At 28.8% G+C, this 19,503-nt stretch carries 20 protein-coding genes and 1 tRNA gene; 7 read left to right on the top strand and 14 right to left on the bottom strand.

Annotated elements, in window-relative coordinates; all coding sequences use genetic code 11:
* Positions 1-7 precede the first annotated feature (7 nt).
* The 6 genes from IX290_RS07780 to IX290_RS07755 form a co-directional block, all read right to left on the bottom strand.
* Complete coding sequence (locus IX290_RS07780; RefSeq protein WP_211492650.1) at positions 8-397, bottom strand: diguanylate cyclase; 390 nt, start codon at positions 395-397, stop codon at positions 8-10.
* Between the two features lie 296 nt (positions 398-693).
* A complete protein-coding gene (locus IX290_RS07775) occupies positions 694-1,116 on the bottom strand; it encodes a GNAT family N-acetyltransferase (protein ID WP_211492649.1) in 423 nt (140 codons plus the stop codon).
* 9 nt (positions 1,117-1,125) lie between these two features.
* Entirely contained in the window at positions 1,126-1,437 is a 312-nt protein-coding gene (locus tag IX290_RS07770) for a hypothetical protein (RefSeq protein WP_211492648.1), read from the bottom strand.
* Positions 1,438-1,571: 134 nt separating this feature from the next.
* Positions 1,572-1,648, bottom strand: a tRNA-Arg gene (locus IX290_RS07765).
* Positions 1,649-1,778: 130 nt separating this feature from the next.
* A complete protein-coding gene (locus IX290_RS07760) occupies positions 1,779-2,207 on the bottom strand; it encodes a helix-turn-helix domain-containing protein (RefSeq protein WP_211492647.1) in 429 nt (142 codons plus the stop codon).
* A gap of 6 nt (positions 2,208-2,213) precedes the next feature.
* Positions 2,214-3,572: an FAD-dependent oxidoreductase gene (locus tag IX290_RS07755; RefSeq protein ID WP_211492646.1), complete on the bottom strand. Its 1,359-nt coding sequence runs from the start codon at positions 3,570-3,572 to the stop codon at positions 2,214-2,216.
* A 320-nt stretch (positions 3,573-3,892) separates the two neighbouring features.
* Between IX290_RS07755 and IX290_RS07750 the strand changes: the two genes are divergently transcribed.
* Entirely contained in the window at positions 3,893-4,507 is a 615-nt protein-coding gene (locus tag IX290_RS07750; protein ID WP_211492645.1) for an NUDIX hydrolase, read from the top strand.
* Positions 4,508-4,607: 100 nt separating this feature from the next.
* Here IX290_RS07750 and IX290_RS07745 read toward each other — a convergent pair whose 3' ends face one another.
* The 8 genes from IX290_RS07745 to IX290_RS07710 form a co-directional block, all read right to left on the bottom strand.
* Entirely contained in the window at positions 4,608-5,174 is a 567-nt protein-coding gene (locus tag IX290_RS07745) for a hypothetical protein (RefSeq protein ID WP_211492644.1), read from the bottom strand.
* 221 nt (positions 5,175-5,395) lie between these two features.
* A complete protein-coding gene (locus IX290_RS07740; RefSeq protein ID WP_211492643.1) occupies positions 5,396-6,223 on the bottom strand; it encodes an MBL fold metallo-hydrolase in 828 nt (275 codons plus the stop codon).
* 615 nt (positions 6,224-6,838) lie between these two features.
* Entirely contained in the window at positions 6,839-7,519 is a 681-nt protein-coding gene (locus tag IX290_RS07735) for an MgtC/SapB family protein (protein ID WP_211492642.1), read from the bottom strand.
* Positions 7,520-7,728: 209 nt separating this feature from the next.
* On the bottom strand, positions 7,729-8,397 hold the full coding sequence (locus IX290_RS07730; RefSeq protein ID WP_211492641.1) for an MgtC/SapB family protein: 669 nt from the start codon (positions 8,395-8,397) through the stop codon (positions 7,729-7,731).
* Positions 8,398-9,225, bottom strand: a complete 828-nt coding sequence (locus IX290_RS07725) for an MBL fold metallo-hydrolase (RefSeq protein WP_211492640.1) — start codon at positions 9,223-9,225, stop codon at positions 8,398-8,400.
* 77 nt (positions 9,226-9,302) lie between these two features.
* Complete coding sequence (locus IX290_RS07720; RefSeq protein ID WP_211492639.1) at positions 9,303-10,664, bottom strand: extracellular solute-binding protein; 1,362 nt, start codon at positions 10,662-10,664, stop codon at positions 9,303-9,305.
* A gap of 66 nt (positions 10,665-10,730) precedes the next feature.
* The gene (locus IX290_RS07715) at positions 10,731-11,567 is read right to left on the bottom strand and encodes a carbohydrate ABC transporter permease (protein WP_211492638.1); all 837 of its coding nucleotides are present in this window, start codon (positions 11,565-11,567) and stop codon (positions 10,731-10,733) included.
* Entirely contained in the window at positions 11,560-12,426 is an 867-nt protein-coding gene (locus IX290_RS07710) for a sugar ABC transporter permease (protein WP_211492637.1), read from the bottom strand. The genes IX290_RS07715 and IX290_RS07710 overlap by 8 nt, the downstream gene beginning before the upstream one ends.
* Before the next feature lie 584 nt (positions 12,427-13,010).
* Between IX290_RS07710 and ugpC the strand changes: the two genes are divergently transcribed.
* From ugpC to IX290_RS07680, 6 genes are all read left to right on the top strand, one after another.
* Positions 13,011-14,162, top strand: a complete 1,152-nt coding sequence (gene ugpC / locus IX290_RS07705; RefSeq protein ID WP_211492636.1) for a sn-glycerol-3-phosphate ABC transporter ATP-binding protein UgpC — start codon at positions 13,011-13,013, stop codon at positions 14,160-14,162.
* A 58-nt stretch (positions 14,163-14,220) separates the two neighbouring features.
* Complete coding sequence (locus tag IX290_RS07700; RefSeq protein ID WP_211492635.1) at positions 14,221-14,946, top strand: GntR family transcriptional regulator; 726 nt, start codon at positions 14,221-14,223, stop codon at positions 14,944-14,946.
* 152 nt (positions 14,947-15,098) lie between these two features.
* Entirely contained in the window at positions 15,099-16,241 is a 1,143-nt protein-coding gene (locus IX290_RS07695) for an SIS domain-containing protein (RefSeq protein ID WP_211492634.1), read from the top strand.
* Between the two features lie 33 nt (positions 16,242-16,274).
* Positions 16,275-17,126 (top strand): tagatose bisphosphate family class II aldolase, encoded by an 852-nt coding sequence (locus tag IX290_RS07690; protein WP_211492633.1) that lies wholly within the window; start codon positions 16,275-16,277, stop codon positions 17,124-17,126.
* Between the two features lie 429 nt (positions 17,127-17,555).
* Entirely contained in the window at positions 17,556-18,386 is an 831-nt protein-coding gene (locus IX290_RS07685; protein WP_211492632.1) for a glycerophosphodiester phosphodiesterase family protein, read from the top strand.
* A gap of 80 nt (positions 18,387-18,466) precedes the next feature.
* Positions 18,467-19,393, top strand: coding sequence for a toll/interleukin-1 receptor domain-containing protein (locus IX290_RS07680; RefSeq protein ID WP_211492631.1), 927 nt, complete (start codon positions 18,467-18,469; stop codon positions 19,391-19,393).
* Positions 19,394-19,503 lie beyond the last annotated feature (110 nt).

The following is a 19,503-nucleotide window of genomic DNA, read 5'->3' as shown; positions in this document are numbered from 1 at the left end:
CCCTTTTTTATAGCTTTGGAAACACCTTAGCTTCTCTTATAAATTCAATAAGACTTTCCATATCTATTCTTGGACCATTGGCTGAAACACCAACTATGGTACCTTCCACAATTGGAGCATCAACTATTTCCATTCTGATTTTACCCTTTAAATTCTTCTTAGCTTTCTGAGCATTTATAACAGAACTTCCAAGATCACAAAGAACTATAACACCATCTCCCTGATCTGCTTTTTCTACAGCTTCTTCAATGACAGATGGAGATGTACCAAAATCTATTCCATTACCTGTCCCACCACCATTAATAAGCTGGAAATTCTCTTTTTTCAAATCTTTACAAAATCTTATAATCTCTTCTGACAATTTTGGATTGTGTGCAACTACTACTATACCAATCATCAACTCACCATCTTTAATTATATTCTAATTATTATATAACTTTTTTTTGCACAACTGTCAATATTTGATTCTTTTTTTCTTTTAAATATACAGATCATTCATTTTATAAAGTCTTTTATCTCACAAACAGCTTTTTTTTAGTTCTCTGGCACTCTAATTTGTAAATTGAATAGGTTTTAACAGCCTTTCCAACCTAGGACTAGACCAGAGAATTAAGACTCTTAATATGCACTAATTATAAGTTATTATATAAATATAACATATTTATAATATATATAATAATTACAGAAACAATCTTAAGATTTCCATACCATATGGTATTCTACCTCATCATGATATTCATCTGTTTTCTCTTCGCTTTTTAAAAATTTTTCTCTCAAATAAAAATCTACTGCTTTTTCATTTTTTTTATATACATATAAGTTGAGATTACTCTTTATTTTCTTTATATAATCTAAAAGCTCTCTTCCAACTCCTTTACACTGATAATCTTTTTCAACAAAAATTCCAGCAATATAGTTTTCCATTAGTCCAACAAATCCCTCTATGTTAGAATTGTCTTCAAAAATATAAACTTCAGAGTTCCCTATCATTTTCTTTACAACATTATAGTTATCATCCCAGTATTGTTCAGGAATAAAATTGTGAGCTTCTTTATTAGTCTTTAGCCAAATATCCATTACTCTTTCAATATCTTTTTCTTCTAGTCTTCTAATCATAATTCTCTCCTATAGTTCTTTTGTAATATCTTTAGCATAATAACTTGGAAATTTTTCATTTAGAAATTTTTCCCCTAAAATACCAGTCTCTTTTATATACCTCTTTACATTTTCATAATTTTCAGAAGTCTTGAACCCAGTCTTTACCACTTGGAAAAATTCGATATCATCTTTTAAAATCTTTTCTCCACAATATAAAAACTCTCCATCATTTTTATAAGGTAGGTACACATTTTTTAACACTTCCTCTTTTGACTTAAAATTAAGTATCTTTTTTATTTCACCATCGCCCTTAACTTTAAAAAATACGCTGTAAAACATATCATTCCCTCCAACATATTTCATATATTACCTGATAATATAAGTATAAAATATAGATTTTACTTTGTAAATATCTTCCAATAAAAATTTTACAAAAAATAAAAAAAGAGAGAAAAATTCTCTCAAAATAAATATGGCGCACCCGAGAGGAATCGAACCCCTAGCCTTCTGATCCGTAGTCAGACGCTCTATCCAATTGAGCTACGGGTGCATTCATACATTGCTATTATATAGAGTTTTACACAAAAAATCAAGGTTTTATTTTTTTTTCCTCATTTTTATAACAAAAATACCTCATTTTTTATAAAAAAGATGCTGATATCTCTACCAGCATCTAATGATTATATATTTTTTACTTCAATCTCTTCTCCAGATAAAATTTTACCATTTTTAGGATTGTAATATCTTAATTCTACAAGCTCTCCAGTTGCCTTATCTACAATTTTTTTATAACAGACTTCAAGATGTTTATGTCCCCACAAAATAATTGAGTTGAATACATCTCTTAGATCTTCTCCTTTTGGTGTAATTGTATAGATATATCTACGAGGACGTTGCTGATAGATTTCACTTTTTATTATCCCAATCTTTTCAAGTTCTTTAAGACGATTAGATAATAAATTTGAAGCTATTCCTGTAAGTTTTTCTTCGAGATCTTTATATGTCTTTTTACCTAAAAATATCTCATGTATAATAAGTAAGGTCCATCTATCTCCAATCAGGTTGAGAGTTTGAGCTATATTACAAGGCAGATCATACTTATTTTTCATAATATTTTATCTTACTCCTGCAAATAGGTCATTGAATATTTCACTTACAGTTGGGTGAGTGTATATTCCATCTCTTAGTTCTTTGTAATCTACTCCTGCTTTAATTGCCAATGCTATTGTATTGATAAGTTCTCCAGATTGAGCAATTAGAAGTGATGCTCCAAGTATTTTATCTGTTTTTGCATCTACTACTACTTTTAAAAGTCCTTCTGCTTCTCCAGCTATCTTAAGTCTTGGACTTGCAGCTGCCATTTTAGCTGTTTTTACTTCGTAACCATTTTTTCTAGCTTCTTCTTCAGTCATTCCAACTCTTGAAAATTGTGGTTCTAAGAACACTGTATAAGGAACAACTTTTCTATCTTTTAGTGTATAATCTCCTTTACCAAATAATTCACTACGAACTATTCTATAATCATCTAATGAAGTATAAGTAAATTGTAATCCTCCATGAACATCTCCAAGAGCCCAGATATTTTCTTGAGAAGTATGTAATCTGTCATCTACAACAACTGCTCCTCTTTCATTTACTTTAACTCCTGCATTTTCAAGTTTTAGATTATTTGTATTAGGTTTTCTTCCAACAGCTATTAATATTGCATCTGCTTCAACTGTTTCTCTTTTTCCATCTTTTTCATATATAACTTTATCCTGGTCAATTTCTACTACTTTTACTCCTAAATTAATAGAGATACCTTTTTTAGACATTAAGTTTAATACTTCATCTGCAATCTCTCTATCTTCTCTTGGCATGAATAGAGGACTTCCTTCTAATACAGTTACTCTTGATCCAAAGTTCTTGTACATTCCTGCATATTCAAGTCCAATATATCCTCCACCAACTATTACTAAGTGTTTAGGAAGCTCTTTTAATTCCATTATAGCTTCACTATCATATACATATCTGCTTTCTTTCAATCCTTTTATTGGTGGATATACAGTTTCAGCACCTGTATTTATAAAGATTTTATCTCCTTGAATTCTAAAAGTTTCATTTTCTGTCTTAACTTCAATAGTGTTAGCATCTACAAAAGATCCCTCTCCATTGATAACATCTACATTTTCTTTTGTATCAAGATTATCGAAATTTTTCTTTCTTAAAGCAGAGATTAAATTTATCTTATTATCAATTATTTGTCTATATTCTTCTTTAAATTGTACAAATGATGTTAAGTTCTTATATTTATTTTTTGCTGCTTCTAAAATAAGGTATTTAGTAGGGATACATCCAACATTTATACATGTTCCTCCATACATCTTATTTGATTTTTCAACTACAGCAACTTTAAATCCACGATTAGCCATATCTCCTGCTAATGTCTTACCACCTTTACCAAAACCAATTATAACTGCATCATACTTTTTCATTAACTATTCCCCCTGTTTAATTTATATCTTTTAACTTAAGTTTATTTTATCACAGTAACTTTATTTTTTCAAGTTACTTTTTAAAAAAATTTAAAATAGGAGCAGGTTCCGAATTCTACCTACTCCTACTCTCTTTTGGGGAAAGAATTTATGAATACTAACTACTTTAGTATTTGTCCTTTTGACGTAATGAGCTATAAAAAAGTTTAAAAATATTTAAAAAATTTATTTAAATTAAATAAAAAATTCTATTAAATTTTTTCTAAAACTCCTGTTTAAATGATAAAATATAATTATAGAGACAGGGAAAGGTGATAATAATGAATGAAAAATGGCTTCAATGGGCTATTGAGCTACAAAGTATCGGACAGACTGGACTTAGCTATGTAAAAGATGTATATGATAAGGAAAGATATGAAAGAATTAGAGAGATTGCAGCTGAAATGATAGAATATAAAACTGAGATTCCAATAGAAAAAATAAAAACTCTTTTTTGTAACGAAATAGGATACCAGACACCTAAAATTGATACAAGAGCTGCTATATTCAACGATGATAAAATACTTCTTGTACAGGAAAAAGATGGAAGATGGTCACTTCCAGGTGGATGGTGTGAAGTCAATCTTTCAGTTAAAGAAAATACTATAAAAGAGGTAAAAGAAGAAGCAGGTCTTGATGTTATACCAAAGAGAGTTATTGCAATCCATGACAAGAAAAAACATAATATTCAGCAATATCCATATGGTGTATGTAAGATATTTATACTTTGCATTGCAACAGGTGGTTCATTTCAAAAAAATTCAGAAACACTCCAGTCAAAATATTATTCTATAGATAAATTACCAGCACTCTCAGAGGAAAAGAATAGCAGAGAACAGATAGAGCTATGTTTTAAAGCTTATAAAGATAAAAACTGGCAGGTTGAATTTGATTAAGAAATAATACATTTTCATATACGAGAAAATTCTAAAATAGTAATAGCGTTTTAATTATATAAAAGGCAGCCTGAATCAATCTCAGACTGCCTTTAAAGGATTAATTATCTATCCAACCTTCTTTTTTATAAAATTGAACGTTTTCCCCACCTTCACTTAAAAGAGCTTCTAATAATGTATTACTATCAGTTATTTTATATTTTTGTAAATAAATTAATGGTGTTTTAAATATTACATTTCCTATCTTTATTTTTCCCATATCTAAAGTTAAATTTCCAGTAATTTCATCTGGAATTTGTAAAGTAAAATATGTTCTTTTAACTCCATCATCTTCAAATACTTCTTTTTTTACAACAGGAATATCAATTACATTTCTATTATGAGTAATTTTTACTTTATTTAATAATTCAACTGTAGATTTTTTTTCTTCTTCACTTCTTGAAAATTCCATTCCAACTTTTATAAAAGTATGACTTCTATCATTCTTATCCTGATATACTATCATCCATATATCTTGATTCAAAGAAGTTATTATGGACTCATCATAGCGTTGTCTCAAATTAAAATCTTGTCCTACATTTTTTACTTTATAATAAACGTCTGTATACATCCCACAAGAACTAAATAAAAATATACACAAAATTAATTTTAAATAAGTTATTTTCATTTTTATTCACCTTTTTCTTTATTATTTTAAACTTTTTTCTTCTTTTCTAAACCTCTTAATAAGTAGTCTAAGTTTTCTCTTAAACTACTTTTTTTAAAATAATAAATCCAATTGCATCAGCTCTCATTTTATCTTCGGTTTTTATTCACTTAAATTACTCCCCGTTAAAACACTTTGCAAGTATAATTTTTTCTTATTTAATAATTATTTATACTAAAAATCTAAAAAGAAATCTCTAAACCATCATAAGCAGGAATAAATCCATGCGGTTTAAATATTTCTGTTAATCTATCATGTAGAGGATAGAAAGTATGTGCAAAGTGACTTGCTATAAAAATAGTTTTATCTGTTGCAATACCTTCTGCTATCATTCTCTTTTTAATATTTAGATTATCTTCAAATCCCATATGTGTTTTGTAAACACGACCACGATCTATTGAAGTACAATCTAATGACATGCAGTCTAGTTTATGTTTTTTTAGTTCTTCCCATGTGCTTTCAGGGAAATATGTTGAATCATGTCCATATAAAAATGATTTATTATCTTTTGTTACTATATATAGCATAGCTTCTTCTGTATCCATATGATCTGCTAATAAAGGTGTTATAGTATAGTCATTAATTTTGAATGGTTTAAATTTTTCAACTTCATGAAATTTAAGTGTTTCTTCCCAGTTTTTAATTTCTTTACCATATAATTCTTTCATTTTTTGACCTACCATTTTATTTCCATATACATGTAGAACTCTTTTTGGATCATTTTTTGCCATTGGATAGAATATACATGCTAGGTCTTCTATACAAAAATGATCTTCATGAGAGTGAGAAATTAATATATGATTAATTTTTGTTAGGTCTAAACCTAAATTATAAATATGATATGTTGTATCTGGTGAAAAATCAATAAGTATATCATCATCTATTTGCATACATGATCTAGTTCTAATATTTTTCCCTTTTAACTCTCCAGCTTCCTTACAACTATCATAGTCATAAAAAAAACTAAGACAACATCTAGCAGCAGACGTTCCATAATATTTAATTTTCATAATAGTTCCTCCTAGTTTTATTAGAAAAGGGATATTTCTACAAATATCCCTATCTGTTATTTAATTACTTATTATCATTTGCTTCATTATAAGCTTTTAAGCCATTATTAATTTCATCAACAGTCATACTTCCATATTACTTTTTTATAAACCTAATATCAGTAAAATAATTAATTACATAGATTAAGAGACGATCCAAACTTCTATCTATTAAACAAATATTTCTCACCTTTCTTATTTAAACTACTTATAATTTAATTATAAAATTTCTTCATTTTTTGTCAAGTATTTTTATTTTATTTTTGTAACAAAAGTCTTTTAATTAGATTTTATGTAAAAAAAACACACATTATTTTAATACTTGACAAAATTTAAATAATGCTATAAAATCAAAAAAAAATATACAAATGCTGGGTATATAAACAATATAAATACCAGCTCAATAAACCCAATAGATACATTTTTCTAAAAATAGTAGCATAGGCGTCGTAACATATTATCATCAAAAAAGGGAGGATATTATATCCTCTCTTTTTTGATGACATATATAAGGAGTCTTCTACTATCAATATCATACTAAGCATTTAAAAATAATAGTAGAAAACATAAGACAATCTATTTTATATTAACACCACTTACAAAACCTTTTTTAGAAATATTTGAAATTAAACTTAATTGATCTATTTGCTTAGGTACTATTAATGTGGTATTAAATTTATTTTCATTTACAAACTTCTTTAAATTTTTTATCTTAATATTCATTTCTCTTAATGCAGTATAAACTTCTGCCATATTGTAATCTGTACATTCATTTTCTTTAAACAGTATCTCTAAAGTAATAGTATACTTTTTATCAATAAGAGAAGCCTCAAAGCTCTTCAATGTTACCAATACAAGTATAATTGCTATTCCAGTTATAATAGAAAGAGAATAAAATCCCCAACCTATACCAAGTCCTAAACAACCAGTAGCCCAAATAGAAGCTGCTGTAGTAAGACCTCCAATTGTTCCTTTATCTCTCATTATTGTTCCTGCTCCAATACGACCTATGTCTGATTTTATTATTTGAGCTTGATCTGGATATGCAATAGCAAAATTAATAATATTCACTCTTAACTGATCTTGAATTAAAGAAACTACACAGGCACCCAAACATACTAGAATATGAGTTCTAAAACCTGCTGGTCTATTCTTAAGTCCTCTATCATAGCCAATCATTCCCCCAATCAGGATGGACACTATTATTCTAGTAATTATTTCTTTATTCGATAATACTAAATTAAATGAATCATTCATAAATGCCCCTCCAATATCATTTTAAAAGAAGCCCCTCTAAAGGAGCTCCTTTTGCAACATAATTTTTTATACAATAATTAAGCCATGACAAGAAATAATTTTTATATTATATAATTAAAGCTAAATTTTAGCTTCATTTATATCAAACTGTTATTAGCTTTATTAAACAATTGAGTAGCTAAACCTTGATTGTTTTTAAAGCATCTTGATTATAATAATTCAATCCAAATGACTCCATCAATTGCTTTTATTATATCTATTGGATTTGAATCTTTTTTCTTTGTTTTATCTTCTACCAAAATAATAAAGGTAATACTTCCAAAAACATCTTTATTTTCATAAAATATTTCCAAATCTAGTATTTTCATATCTTTTGTTATAAGTGTCTTCCGAATCGTCTTTAAAACATTCAAATCTTTACACTCAACAAACATTCGTGATATTTTATTAACCTTAGTTATTTTTGCTTGAACTTTTTTAAATATTGTTAAGATGATAATAACTAGTAAAGTAGTTAATATAGCACCTAAATAAAATCCAGTTCCTATTGCAATCCCAATAGTAGCAGAAATCCATATTCCTGCAGCTGTAGTTAATCCTTTTATTTGATGTTCTCTGTTTAAAATTATTGTTCCAGCTCCTAAAAATCCGACTCCACTAACAACTTGTGCTGCTATACGAGTAGGATCCCCAGTTCCTAATCTTGATATACTAAATTCTCCAGTCATAGTGACTAAAGCAGATCCTAAACAAACCAAAGTATATGTTCTAAAGCCAGCTGCATGACTTCTCTTTTCTCTTTCAACCCCGATTATACCTCCACACAATACTGCTAGTAATAATCTGATTACAATTTCCTGAATTATTTTATGTTCCACCTAAAAAGTAACCTCTAAACCATCATAGGCAGGAATAAATCCATGCGGTTTAAATATTTCTGTTAATCTATCATGTAGAGGATAGAAAGTATGTGCAAAGTGACTTGCTATAAAAATAGTTTTGTCTGTTGCAATACCTTCTGCTATCATTCTCTTTTTAATATTTACATTGTCTTCAAACCCCATATGTGTTTTGTAAACACGACCATAATCTATTGAAGTACAATCTAATGACATGCAGTCTAGTTTATGGTTTTTTAATTCTTCCCATGTGCTTTCAGGGAAATATGTTGAATCATGTCCATATAAAAATGATTTATTATCTTTTGTTATTATATATAGCATAGCTTCTTCTGTAGCCATGTGATCTGCTAATAAAGGTGTTATAGTATAGTCATTAATTTTAAATGGTTTAAATTTTTCAACTTCATGGAATTTAATTGTTTCTTCCCAGTTTTTAATTTCTTTACCATATAATTCTTTCATTTTTTGACCTACCATTTTATTTCCATATACATGTAAAACTCTTGTTGGATCATTTTTAGCCATTGGATAGAATATACATGCTAAGTCTTCTATACAAAAATGATCTGGATGAGAGTGTGAAATTAATATATGATTAATTTTTGTTAGGTCTAAACCTAAATTATAAATATGATATGTTGTATCTGATGAAAAATCAATAAGAATATCATCATCTATTTGCATACATGATCTAGTTCTAATATTTTTTCCTTTTAGCTCTCTAGCTTTCTTACAACTATCACATTCACAAAAAAGAGAAGGATAACATTCAGAAGCAGATGTTCCGTAATACTTAATTTTCATAAAAGTTCCTCCTAGTTTTATTAGAAAAGGGATATTTTTGCAAATATCCCTTTCCAATTTACAGATCTGTTCTTAAATTATTTGCTTTCGTTTGCTTCATTATAAGCTTTTAATCCATTATTGATTTCATCTGCTTGGAATTTAACAGATTCATCAACAGTCATACTTCCATCAAGAACGTTTAAAACACCGTTTTTATTGATTGTTAGAGTTTCAATAACAACACCATTTAATGGCTCTTGAACATGTGGATTAGAGTTATTTAATGCTTGTCCAGGAACTAAATATTCTGGATGAGCAGTTACTAAATCTTTATATTCTTGAGATTTATAAGAAGATTTAGTTGAAGGTAAATATCCTGTTCCAGCACTCCAAGCAACTTGAGATTTGTCAGTATATATAAATTTCAAGAAATCATAAACTCTTGCAAGTTTTTTCTTATTTCCTCTATCAATTGGGTAAATAGCTGATCCACCGAAAGTAACTCCACCAGTTGCAGTTTCATTTACAGCTGGAAGTGTTGCAACTCCAACTTTAAATTTATCTCCAACAGCTTCAAATACAGTAGTCATTGATGCAGCAGATGCAAGAATCATAGTGTTATTTCCACCAGCAAAGTTGTTTACTGGATCGTTTTCTTTATAGTTAAATGTTCCAACTTCATTAGCATCTTTATATGCTTGTAAGAAAGTTTTCATAGTTCCGTTTTCATCAAATAGAACTCTAGTCATTGTTCCAGAACGTCCATTGTCATTGTCACCAAATAATGAATATCCTTTACCATCTGTATTTTGTTGTTCAATCCAGCTTCCTACTGCCCAACCGTCAACCATGTTAGCATATCCATATCTAGTTACTCTGTCTCCATCTTTTATAAGAAGTTTAGCTGAGTATTCTCCTAATTCTTTTAAAGTCTTAGGTGCTCTTTCAGGGTCTAATCCTACTTCAGCAAAAGCATCTTTATTATAGTATAATAGGATACATGATGGTGCAAATGGTAATCCTATCATTTTATTTTTAACACTTAGTGAGTCTACTATGTTAGGTTTGAAATCATCTTTTGTAAGTCCTATTGCTCCACTAGAAAGAACATCTTCAGCTTTAACAACTTCGTCTATTCCTGCAATATTTCCTGTTTCAGCAGCACTCATTAATGTTAAGTCTGGATAACTCTTTATATCTCTTGCTTGTACTACTGCTTTAAATTTTTTAGATAATTCATAGTTCTTTCCTTGATATACTGGAACTATTTTATATCCTTCTTTTTGACCTACTGTACTGTTGTACTCTTCAACTAATTTGTCTAGAGTTACTTTTTGAGGTCCTCCCATTGAGTGCCAAAATACTATTTCATTGTCATCTCCACTTGAACTACCACATGCAACAAATAGAGATAAAACTGCTGCAGACACAATTCCCTTAATAAATTTCATCTTCATATTCCGTCTCCTTTTAACTTTTTTATTTTATTTAGATAACATCTAAGTAGTAACTTTGTAATTATATTATCCTTTTACAGCTCCAGAAATTAATCCTCTTACTATAAACTTCTGACTTATTACGAATAATACCATTATTGGTAATGTTGCTACTAAAGTAGCTGCCATTATAGGTCCCCAAGAAACTTGGTCAGCAGTTGATAACATTGAAACTCCTACTTGAATAGTTCTCATGTTAGAATCATTTGTAATCAATAATGGCCATAGATATATATTCCATAATCCTACAAATGATGATAAGAAAACTGCCATTATAATTGATTTAGATAATGGAATAACAACTGTTAATAAAAATTTAAAGTTGCTACATCCATCAATAATAGCTGCTTCATATAATGATCTGGGTATAGTTAGCATATTTTGTCTCATCATAAATACGTAACTTGAATATACTAAGTAAATTACTATTATTCCTATGTAAGTATTTAACATTCCAACTTTTGAAATTGTTAAATAGTTTGTAAATAGTAAAACGTCACCAGGTACCATCATCGCTCCCATTATAAGACCGAATAATAATTTTTTCCCTTTAAATTCATAAAAGCTAAATGCAAATGCTGCCAATGTAGCAGTTACAATTCTTCCTACAGTTCCTAAAAATGCAATTATAAGTGAGTTAATTAAATATCTAGTCATATTTACTATTCTAAAAGCATCTATAAAGTTTTGAAAATATGTAAAAGAATTTGGAATAACTTTGATACTGCTACTTGTTATTTCATCTGGTGTCATAAATGCCATACCGAAAGCAAATATTATAGGGAATATTAAAATTATACCAATGATTAGCTTTACAATTCCACTTGCACTGTAAGCTATCTCTTTTTTTATCTTCTTATCCATAGAACACCTTTTTCTTCTCATACATAAAGTTAAATGCAACCACAACAGCCACGATAATAAATACAATCACACCATATGCATAAGCAACACTATAGTTAGATTTGTTAAATGCGAAGTTATACATACTATAGATTAAAGTTGTAGTTGTGTTGTCTGGTCCACCTTCTGTTAAAATTAACACTGGTGTAATCATTGTTAAACCAGTAATCAAGCCAGTTACTATCAGAAAGAATAGTGATGGTGAAATTAGAGGAATTATAAATTTATATATTTTCTGTAATGTTGTTGCACCATCTATTTCAGCACTTTCAAGAATATCCGCAGGAACATTTTTAATTGCTGCAGATAAATAAATGTAGTTAAATCCAATAGTAATCCATACCATAATTAATGTTAATGCCAACATTGCGAATCTTCTATCAACTAACCAGTTAATATCCAATCCAAATATTTTATTGATAGGTCCTACAGCTGGGCTGTATAAGAATCTGAATAGTTGAGCTGCTATAGATACTGATATTATCATAGTTAAACTATATAGTACTCTGTATATTCTATAAAACCTACTCTTCTTATCTGCAATGATCGCAAGGAATAAACTAATTCCAACTGAAAGAACTACATATACTATTGTATGGTATAGTGTTTGCCATAATGCTTTATAGAAATTACCATCTGTTAATAAATAAGAATAGTTCTTCAGAAAGATAAAGTCTTTTAATTCTCCATATATATTTACCTTAAACATACTACCAATAATTGTCAAAAAGAATGGATAGTAAACAAATACAATTAAGATAAACAATGCTGGAAAGACATATAAATATGGCTCCATCTTAGCTTTGAAAGATTTTTTCATTATTCTCTTTCCTCCTTTCTTTTCTTTATCTTAAGTAAAACTAGTATCGGCAAAATAAATAATTACACAAATGTTGCACAGCATACTTTACGTAAGATAATTTTTGGTTTCAAAATACAATATAGATTAATTGGGTTGAGGGCCGTCTTTAATTTTCTAATTTGTACCTTGATATACCAAGTTTATTATCTCACACCGTAATGTGTCAAAAGTATATTCTATTGTCTTAGTTGTCCGTACCATTTAATTAGATTAAAAATTATTTTCAACTTTTGTCAAGTCTTTTTTTTATATATTTTTTGTTAAAAGTGTATACTAATTAGAATCTATGTTAAAAAAAAAGACAACAATTTTATGTCTAAAATGTTAATAAAAGCATACAGCTTGGTAAATCGGTTGTTTGACTAATGAGTTTATAATATCAGATAAGCTTTCATACATAACCAAATATAAAAGGTTATAAATGACCTGACTTAAATCATATCAATTTAGAGTATATATAATTGATTGACTTTTTTTTATTTTTATGTATATAATGGGATAAATAGGTTGAGGGCTTCTTATAAAAAACTTTAGGAGGAGCTATGGCAAAAGTAGTTTTAAAAGGTGTTGAAAAACAATACCCAAATGGATTTAAAGCAGTACATGGGATTGATCTAGAAATCAAAGATGGAGAGTTTATGGTTTTTGTTGGTCCATCTGGATGTGCTAAATCTACAACATTAAGAATGATTGCTGGATTAGAAGAAATAACTGGAGGAGAAATTTGGATAGGAGATAAATTAGTTAACGATCTTCATCCAAAAGATAGAGGAATAGCTATGGTTTTCCAAAACTACGCATTATATCCTCATATGACTGTTTACGAAAATATGGCTTTTGGTTTAAGAATGGCAAAAGTACCAAAAGATGAAATTGATAGAAGAGTTAAAGAAGCTGCTGAAAAGCTTGAAATTACTCAATTACTTGATAGAAAACCAAAAGAAATGTCTGGAGGACAAAGACAAAGAGTAGCAGTTGGAAGAGCAATAGTTAGAAAACCTGATGTTTTCCTTTTTGACGAGCCATTATCAAACCTAGATGCTAAACTTAGAGTATCTATGAGAGTTAAAATTACTCAATTACATAAACAACTTAAAGCAGAAGGTCAAATTGCTACAATGATATACGTAACACATGACCAAGTTGAAGCAATGACAATGGGAGACAGAATTTGTGTATTAAACTATGGTAGAATTATGCAAGTTGATACTCCTCTAAATTTATACCATCACCCAAAAAATAAATTCGTTGCTGGATTTATAGGATCACCATCTATGAACTTCATTGAAGGAGCTATAGAAGAAACTGATGATGGAATTGTATTTATTTTTGGTTTAGGTAAAGAAAGATTCTTCTTACTACCAGAAAAAATGGGAGAAAAAGTTAAAGGTTACATTGGTAAAAAGGTTATTCTTGGAATTAGACCTGAAAATATTGGAAATAAAATAACACACCCTGATGGAGAGCCTATTAACTTCATTGAAGGAGAAATCAATTTAGTTGAACATATGGGTAACGAAGAATTTATCCACTTTACAATTGATGGTGCTGAATTTGAATCAAGAATAGAAGCAAGAAAAACTGAAAATGTTAAATATGGAGATAAAGCAAACTTCTTCTTCAACGTTAAAAGAGCTCACATATTTGATATTGAAACTGAAGAGAATATTTCTTTAAATTGGGATGTTGAATAATTTTTACTAATCATATAAGTGCATAATATTATAGAGGTTAGTACTATGGAGGAAATACATGGAACTAAAAAAAGATAAAATCCCTCTTTACGTTCAATTAGCTAAAAGAATTATGTCAGAGATAGAAAAAAAAGGATTGCACGAAGATACTAAACTCCCAGCAGAGAGAGAGTATTCTGAGGAATATAAAGTTAGTAGATCAACTGTGAGGCAAGCTATTTCTTATTTGGAAAAAAAGGGTTATATATATAAAATTCAAGGTAGTGGAACTTTTGTATCTTCTAGGCGTTTGAAACAACGGTTATTAACTTTTTATAGTTTTACTGAAGAAATGAAAAAACAAGGAAAGCGGCCAGATACAAAATTAATTTCATTTAATAGAAAAGAAGCAGGGCAGAAACTAATCACTGAATTGCATTTATCTAAAAGTGATCAAGTCTTTGAAATTGTCAGACTTAGATTGGCAGATAATAAAGAGGTGATGTTTGAAAAAACTTATCTTCCTTGCAATAAATTTAATAATTTAACTAAGTATGATTTAGAAAATTCGCCATTGTATGATGTTTTACAAAACAAATACAAGATTACCTTTACTAAAGCAGTTGAGCGTTTTTCTGTAGATAAATCTGATAATATTATAGCTAAAAGCTTACTTATTGATAAAAATGATTCTATTATGAAACTACAAAGATGGACTTATTCAGGTAGTGAAATTGTAGAATATACAGTTAGTGCAATTAAAGGGGATATGTTTGAATTCGAAGTTGAGCTTAAGAGTGAATAAAACGGATTGTTCGAATCCGTTTTATTTGTCAAAAATAAATGGTACGGACAACTGCACGACTACGGACTTAGACTTTTATCTTTTATAAGTATTATGTTAGTATTAGACACATGAGCAAATTATAATTCTTAAAAAAGGAGTCGAAAGATAAAATGGAATTAAAAAATTGTATAACTTTTAAAGAGATTGCACAACAACCTTCTATCTGGAAAGAAGAATTGGACATAATCAAAAATAACCTAAAATCACTTGCTGAGTTTATAGACAAAGTTAAAGGGGACAAAATTAAAGTTGTCTTCACGGGAGCAGGATCTTCAGAATTTGTTGGAAATACTTTATGCTCATATGTAAACAGCAAAGTTGATATTGAAGTATTATCTATTCCAACTACTGATATTGTATCTATGCCTGAACAATATTTAGATAAAGATGCAGCTATGATAATGGTATCATGCGCAAGATCAGGAAACTCTCCTGAAAGTGTTGCTACAATTAAATTAGCAGACAAATTAGTAAAAAATATACACCATCTATTTATTACATGTAACCCAGAAGGAAAACTTGCTCAAATGGCAAAAGATTCAGATAATAAATATCTTCTTTTAATGCCTGAAGAGACAAATGACAAAGGTTTTGCAATGACAGGAAGCTTCTCTTCAATGGTTGTTGCTGGAGTACTTGTATTCTTAAGACAGGATTTTGATAAACTTGCAGACAGAATTACTTATGTTTCAAATGTTATTGAAAAGAATTTTGATAAGATATTTGCTGATGCAGAAACTATAGCTGACCTTGATATAGAAAGAATAGTTTATTTAGGAGATGGAGCTCTAAAAGGACTTGCTGAAGAAGTTTCATTAAAAGTTCTTGAACTTACTGCTGGAAAACTTGCTTCTTTCTTCAATACATTCTTAGGATTCAGACATGGTCCTAAATCAATAGTTAATGATAAAACTGCTATTGTTTGTATGATGTCAAATAATCCTTATACTAGAATCTATGAATTAGATCTATTAAAAGAGTTCAAACATGAAGGTGGAAAAAAGAAAATTATAGTTTTAGACACTGTTAATGATAAAGAAGTAAGAGCAAACTGTGATTACTACTTCACTTTAAATGATGCAAAAATTGGTGCTATGGAAGAGGTATTCTCTGGACTTTCATACTTAGTATTTGGTCAACTTCTATCACTAATTAAATCATCTAAATTAGGAATTAATCCTGACAATCCTTGCCCTACTGGTGAAGTTAACAGAGTGGTTAAAGGTGTAATAATTCACGAATATAACAAATAATTTATTATTTTATTTAATTTTAAGGAGGCAAAAATGTTAGTTTCAACTAGACAATTATTATTAGACGCTCAAAAAGGAAAATATGCTGTACCTGCTTTTAACGTACACAACATGGAAACAATTCAAACTGTTGTAGAGGCCGCTGTTGAGTTAAGATCTCCAGTTATTGTTGCTGCAACTCCAGGAACAATGAAATATGCAGGACCTGAATTTTTCATCAAACTTGTTGAAATTTGTTCTGATAAATATGACATTCCCATTGCTATGCACCTTGATCACCACGAAGAATATGATGAGATAGTAAATGCTATTAAATTAGGTACTAAATCAGCTATGATTGATGCTTCTCACTTTGATTTTGAAGAAAATGTAAGAAGAGTTAAAGCAGTTGTTGATTATGCTCACAAATTTGATGTTACTGTTGAAGGAGAATTAGGAATATTAGGTGGAAAAGAAGATGACCTTGTAAGAGATGATAAAGACAGTAAATACACTAACCCTGCTCAAGCTAAAGAATATGTAGAAAGAACAGGAATTGACTCTCTAGCAGTTGCAATTGGTACTGCTCACGGACTATATAAAGAAGAGCCAAAACTAGACTTTGATAGACTTGCAGAAATAAGAGCAGTTGTTGACGTTCCATTAGTACTTCATGGAGCATCAGGTGTTCCTGCAGAACAAGTAAGAAGAGCTATTGAACTAGGAATTACTAAAGTAAATATCGCTACTGAACTAAAAATACCTTTTGCCGCTAAAGTAAAAGAAGTTTTAAATGCTAACCCTAATGAAAGCGACCCAAGAAAGTATTTTACTCCTGCTAAAGAAGTAATGAAAAAAGTTGCTATGGAAAAAATCCTTATGTGTGGAAGCAATGGTAAAGCATAATAACGAAAATTAGAAATTATCACTAAACATTTATTAAAAATGTTTTTAATATTATAATCATGCGTATAACAAATTAAAATAATTCCCTAACACTAAATTAATTTGTTATTATATACGAACTAAAAAACTAGAAAAGAAAAAGCTGTATAGTACTATGTTTCCCGTAGAATTGTACAGCTTTTTCCCTTTTTTGATGCAAAAGTATTATGAGCCTATAAAACACCAATAATAATGTTTTTAGTTTACTGACTAACTTTTATACCATACTATATCTACAAAGCTTTAATAATACAATATATTGCTTTCTTTTACGAAATAATTAAGATCCTTTACACTACTAATTATATAGACTATAATAATACAAAGCATAATTTCATTATAAGTGCCGGGTTTAACTGTAAAATACTTTTATATGGATGAGGAGGAATAATGAGAGAACTTTTAAATAAGAAACTTAAAGAAAAAAAATTTTTAATTGCACAACATAGAGGAAGCTATGGAGCTAATGTTTTAGATAACACATATTTATCAATGAAATTAGCCCTTGAAATGGGAGCAGACATGGTAGAAGTTGACGTAGTCAAATCTTCGGATAATGTACTTTTTGCTTTTCATAACGGCAAAGAATTTAAAAGATTTGGAAAAGAATTTGATATAAGAACATTACCTTCATCAGAAATTGAAAAACTAGAATATATAAATATTGAAGGTGGCTTATCTGGTAGAGGTGTTGAAAGAATAGAGGATATTTTATTAAAATTAAAAGGGGATTATTTAATAAATATCGACAGAGGTTGGGATTACCTTCCTGAAATATTTGATTTAGTCACAAAATTAAAAATGGAAAATCAAGTAATTATAAAAGCTGGCCCAGAAGAAAAAGTTTTAAATTTTTTAAAAAACTCTAAGAAAAAACTGATGTTTATGCCAATTGTAAGAGATGAAAAAAGCTTAGATTTATTTTTAAAAGAAAATATCAACGTAGTTGCTGTTGAAGTTTTATTTGATAAAGAAAATCATGAGCTAAATTCACAAGCCTTTAAGAAAAAACTAAAAGAGAAAGGGATCTTATTATGGATTAATGCAATAAAATTAGATAATAGTGATGAATTTAACTTTGCTGCTGGACATTCAGATGATGGTGGATTAGAAAATTCTGGAAAAGATTGGCAGTGGATTATAGATAATGGAGCAAATATAATCCAGACTGATTGGGTGTATTTCCTAAATAAATATAGAAATAAAATTTTAGAAAAATAAAGAGAACTAAAAAACTTTACAGTTTTAATATTAAATCTTGTATAATATTTATTATAATCATTAATCATAATTATAAAGGAGTGAGTAATATATATAATAAAAATCCAAGAGTTTTTATATCATATTCATGGGATGATGACAATCATAAAAAATGGGTTAATAAGTTTGCAACTGAACTAATAAAAAATGGGATTAATGTACGTATAGATCAATACGATGTCGATTTTGGAGATAGTTTGCCACAATTTATGGAGACAGAAATTACCAATGCAGACTATGTGCTTATTATATGCACAGAAAACTATAAAACTAAAGCGGATCTGAGAAAAAATGGTGTTGGATATGAAGGTGATATAATATCTGGAGAAATACTGGCCAATCATAACAAAAAGAAATTTATTCCTGTTTTAAGAAAAGGTACCGTATTTTCTTCAATTCCAACATTTTTACAGGGAAAATTAGCCATCGATTTATCTTCAGAAAAAAATTACAGCACTAACTTTAATGATTTAATAACAACATTATTTGATTGTAAAAAAAAGCCCAAGATAGGTAAGATACCTAAATTTATTTTAAATAAAAAAGAAATATCACACGATAATAAAACTATTAAAATATTGGGTATCATTACAGATGAAGTAACAATACCAAAATTAGATGGATCAGCTGGATCTGCATTATATTCTATTCCATTCAAATTATCTTCTCACCCATCTGAACTTTGGAAAACACTATTTATAAAAAATTGGAACTATCCTCCAAAATTTACAACTATGCATAGGCCAAATATTGCTACGGTAAGTCATGACAAAATCATTTTAAATGGAACAACTATTGAAGAAGTGCAACAGTATCATCGTGACACCTTAATTCTATGTATTGCAAAAACCAACGAAGATGAAAAAAAGTTTTTAGAAACTAAAAAAAGAAAAGAGGAAAGAAATAAAATTCTAACAAATAACCATTACCAAAATATTTTAAACAAAGCTAAAGAAATAAAATTCTAATTTTTTAATTGGCTCATCTTTCTTTTTTGATGATTATCATTTTTTTATTAAAAGCAATCTTGCAATATTGATAAATAATTTATTTTATAAAAGTAAACTATATAAAATTC

The sequence above is a fragment of the Fusobacterium sp. DD2 genome (genome assembly GCF_018205345.1).
GTDB lineage: Bacteria > Fusobacteriota > Fusobacteriia > Fusobacteriales > Fusobacteriaceae > Fusobacterium_A.
The sequence above is the reverse complement of the archived record's forward strand: the minus strand, read 5'-3'. Positions and strand labels throughout refer to the sequence as shown.

Excerpts from the sequence above, each read along its gene's own strand:
- IX290_RS07720 (WP_211492639.1), bottom strand. The coding sequence starts at position 10,664 with ATGAAGATGAAATTTATTAAGGGAATTGTGTCTGCAGCAGTTTTATCT.
- IX290_RS07715 (WP_211492638.1), bottom strand. The coding sequence starts at position 11,567 with ATGGATAAGAAGATAAAAAAAGAGATAGCTTACAGTGCAAGTGGAATT.
- IX290_RS07735 (WP_211492642.1), bottom strand. The coding sequence starts at position 7,519 with ATGAATGATTCATTTAATTTAGTATTATCGAATAAAGAAATAATTACT.
- IX290_RS07740 (WP_211492643.1), bottom strand. The coding sequence starts at position 6,223 with ATGAAAATTAAATATTATGGAACGTCTGCTGCTAGATGTTGTCTTAGT.
- IX290_RS07780 (WP_211492650.1), bottom strand. The coding sequence starts at position 397 with ATGATTGGTATAGTAGTAGTTGCACACAATCCAAAATTGTCAGAAGAG.
- IX290_RS07700 (WP_211492635.1), top strand. The coding sequence starts at position 14,221 with ATGGAACTAAAAAAAGATAAAATCCCTCTTTACGTTCAATTAGCTAAA.
- IX290_RS07710 (WP_211492637.1), bottom strand. The coding sequence starts at position 12,426 with ATGAAAAAATCTTTCAAAGCTAAGATGGAGCCATATTTATATGTCTTT.
- IX290_RS07775 (WP_211492649.1), bottom strand. The coding sequence starts at position 1,116 with ATGATTAGAAGACTAGAAGAAAAAGATATTGAAAGAGTAATGGATATT.
- IX290_RS07750 (WP_211492645.1), top strand. The coding sequence starts at position 3,893 with ATGAATGAAAAATGGCTTCAATGGGCTATTGAGCTACAAAGTATCGGA.
- IX290_RS07745 (WP_211492644.1), bottom strand. The coding sequence starts at position 5,174 with ATGAAAATAACTTATTTAAAATTAATTTTGTGTATATTTTTATTTAGT.
- IX290_RS07685 (WP_211492632.1), top strand. The coding sequence starts at position 17,556 with ATGAGAGAACTTTTAAATAAGAAACTTAAAGAAAAAAAATTTTTAATT.
- IX290_RS07690 (WP_211492633.1), top strand. The coding sequence starts at position 16,275 with ATGTTAGTTTCAACTAGACAATTATTATTAGACGCTCAAAAAGGAAAA.
- ugpC (WP_211492636.1), top strand. The coding sequence starts at position 13,011 with ATGGCAAAAGTAGTTTTAAAAGGTGTTGAAAAACAATACCCAAATGGA.
- IX290_RS07760 (WP_211492647.1), bottom strand. The coding sequence starts at position 2,207 with ATGAAAAATAAGTATGATCTGCCTTGTAATATAGCTCAAACTCTCAAC.
- IX290_RS07725 (WP_211492640.1), bottom strand. The coding sequence starts at position 9,225 with ATGAAAATTAAGTATTACGGAACATCTGCTTCTGAATGTTATCCTTCT.
- IX290_RS07755 (WP_211492646.1), bottom strand. The coding sequence starts at position 3,572 with ATGAAAAAGTATGATGCAGTTATAATTGGTTTTGGTAAAGGTGGTAAG.
- IX290_RS07770 (WP_211492648.1), bottom strand. The coding sequence starts at position 1,437 with ATGTTTTACAGCGTATTTTTTAAAGTTAAGGGCGATGGTGAAATAAAA.
- IX290_RS07695 (WP_211492634.1), top strand. The coding sequence starts at position 15,099 with ATGGAATTAAAAAATTGTATAACTTTTAAAGAGATTGCACAACAACCT.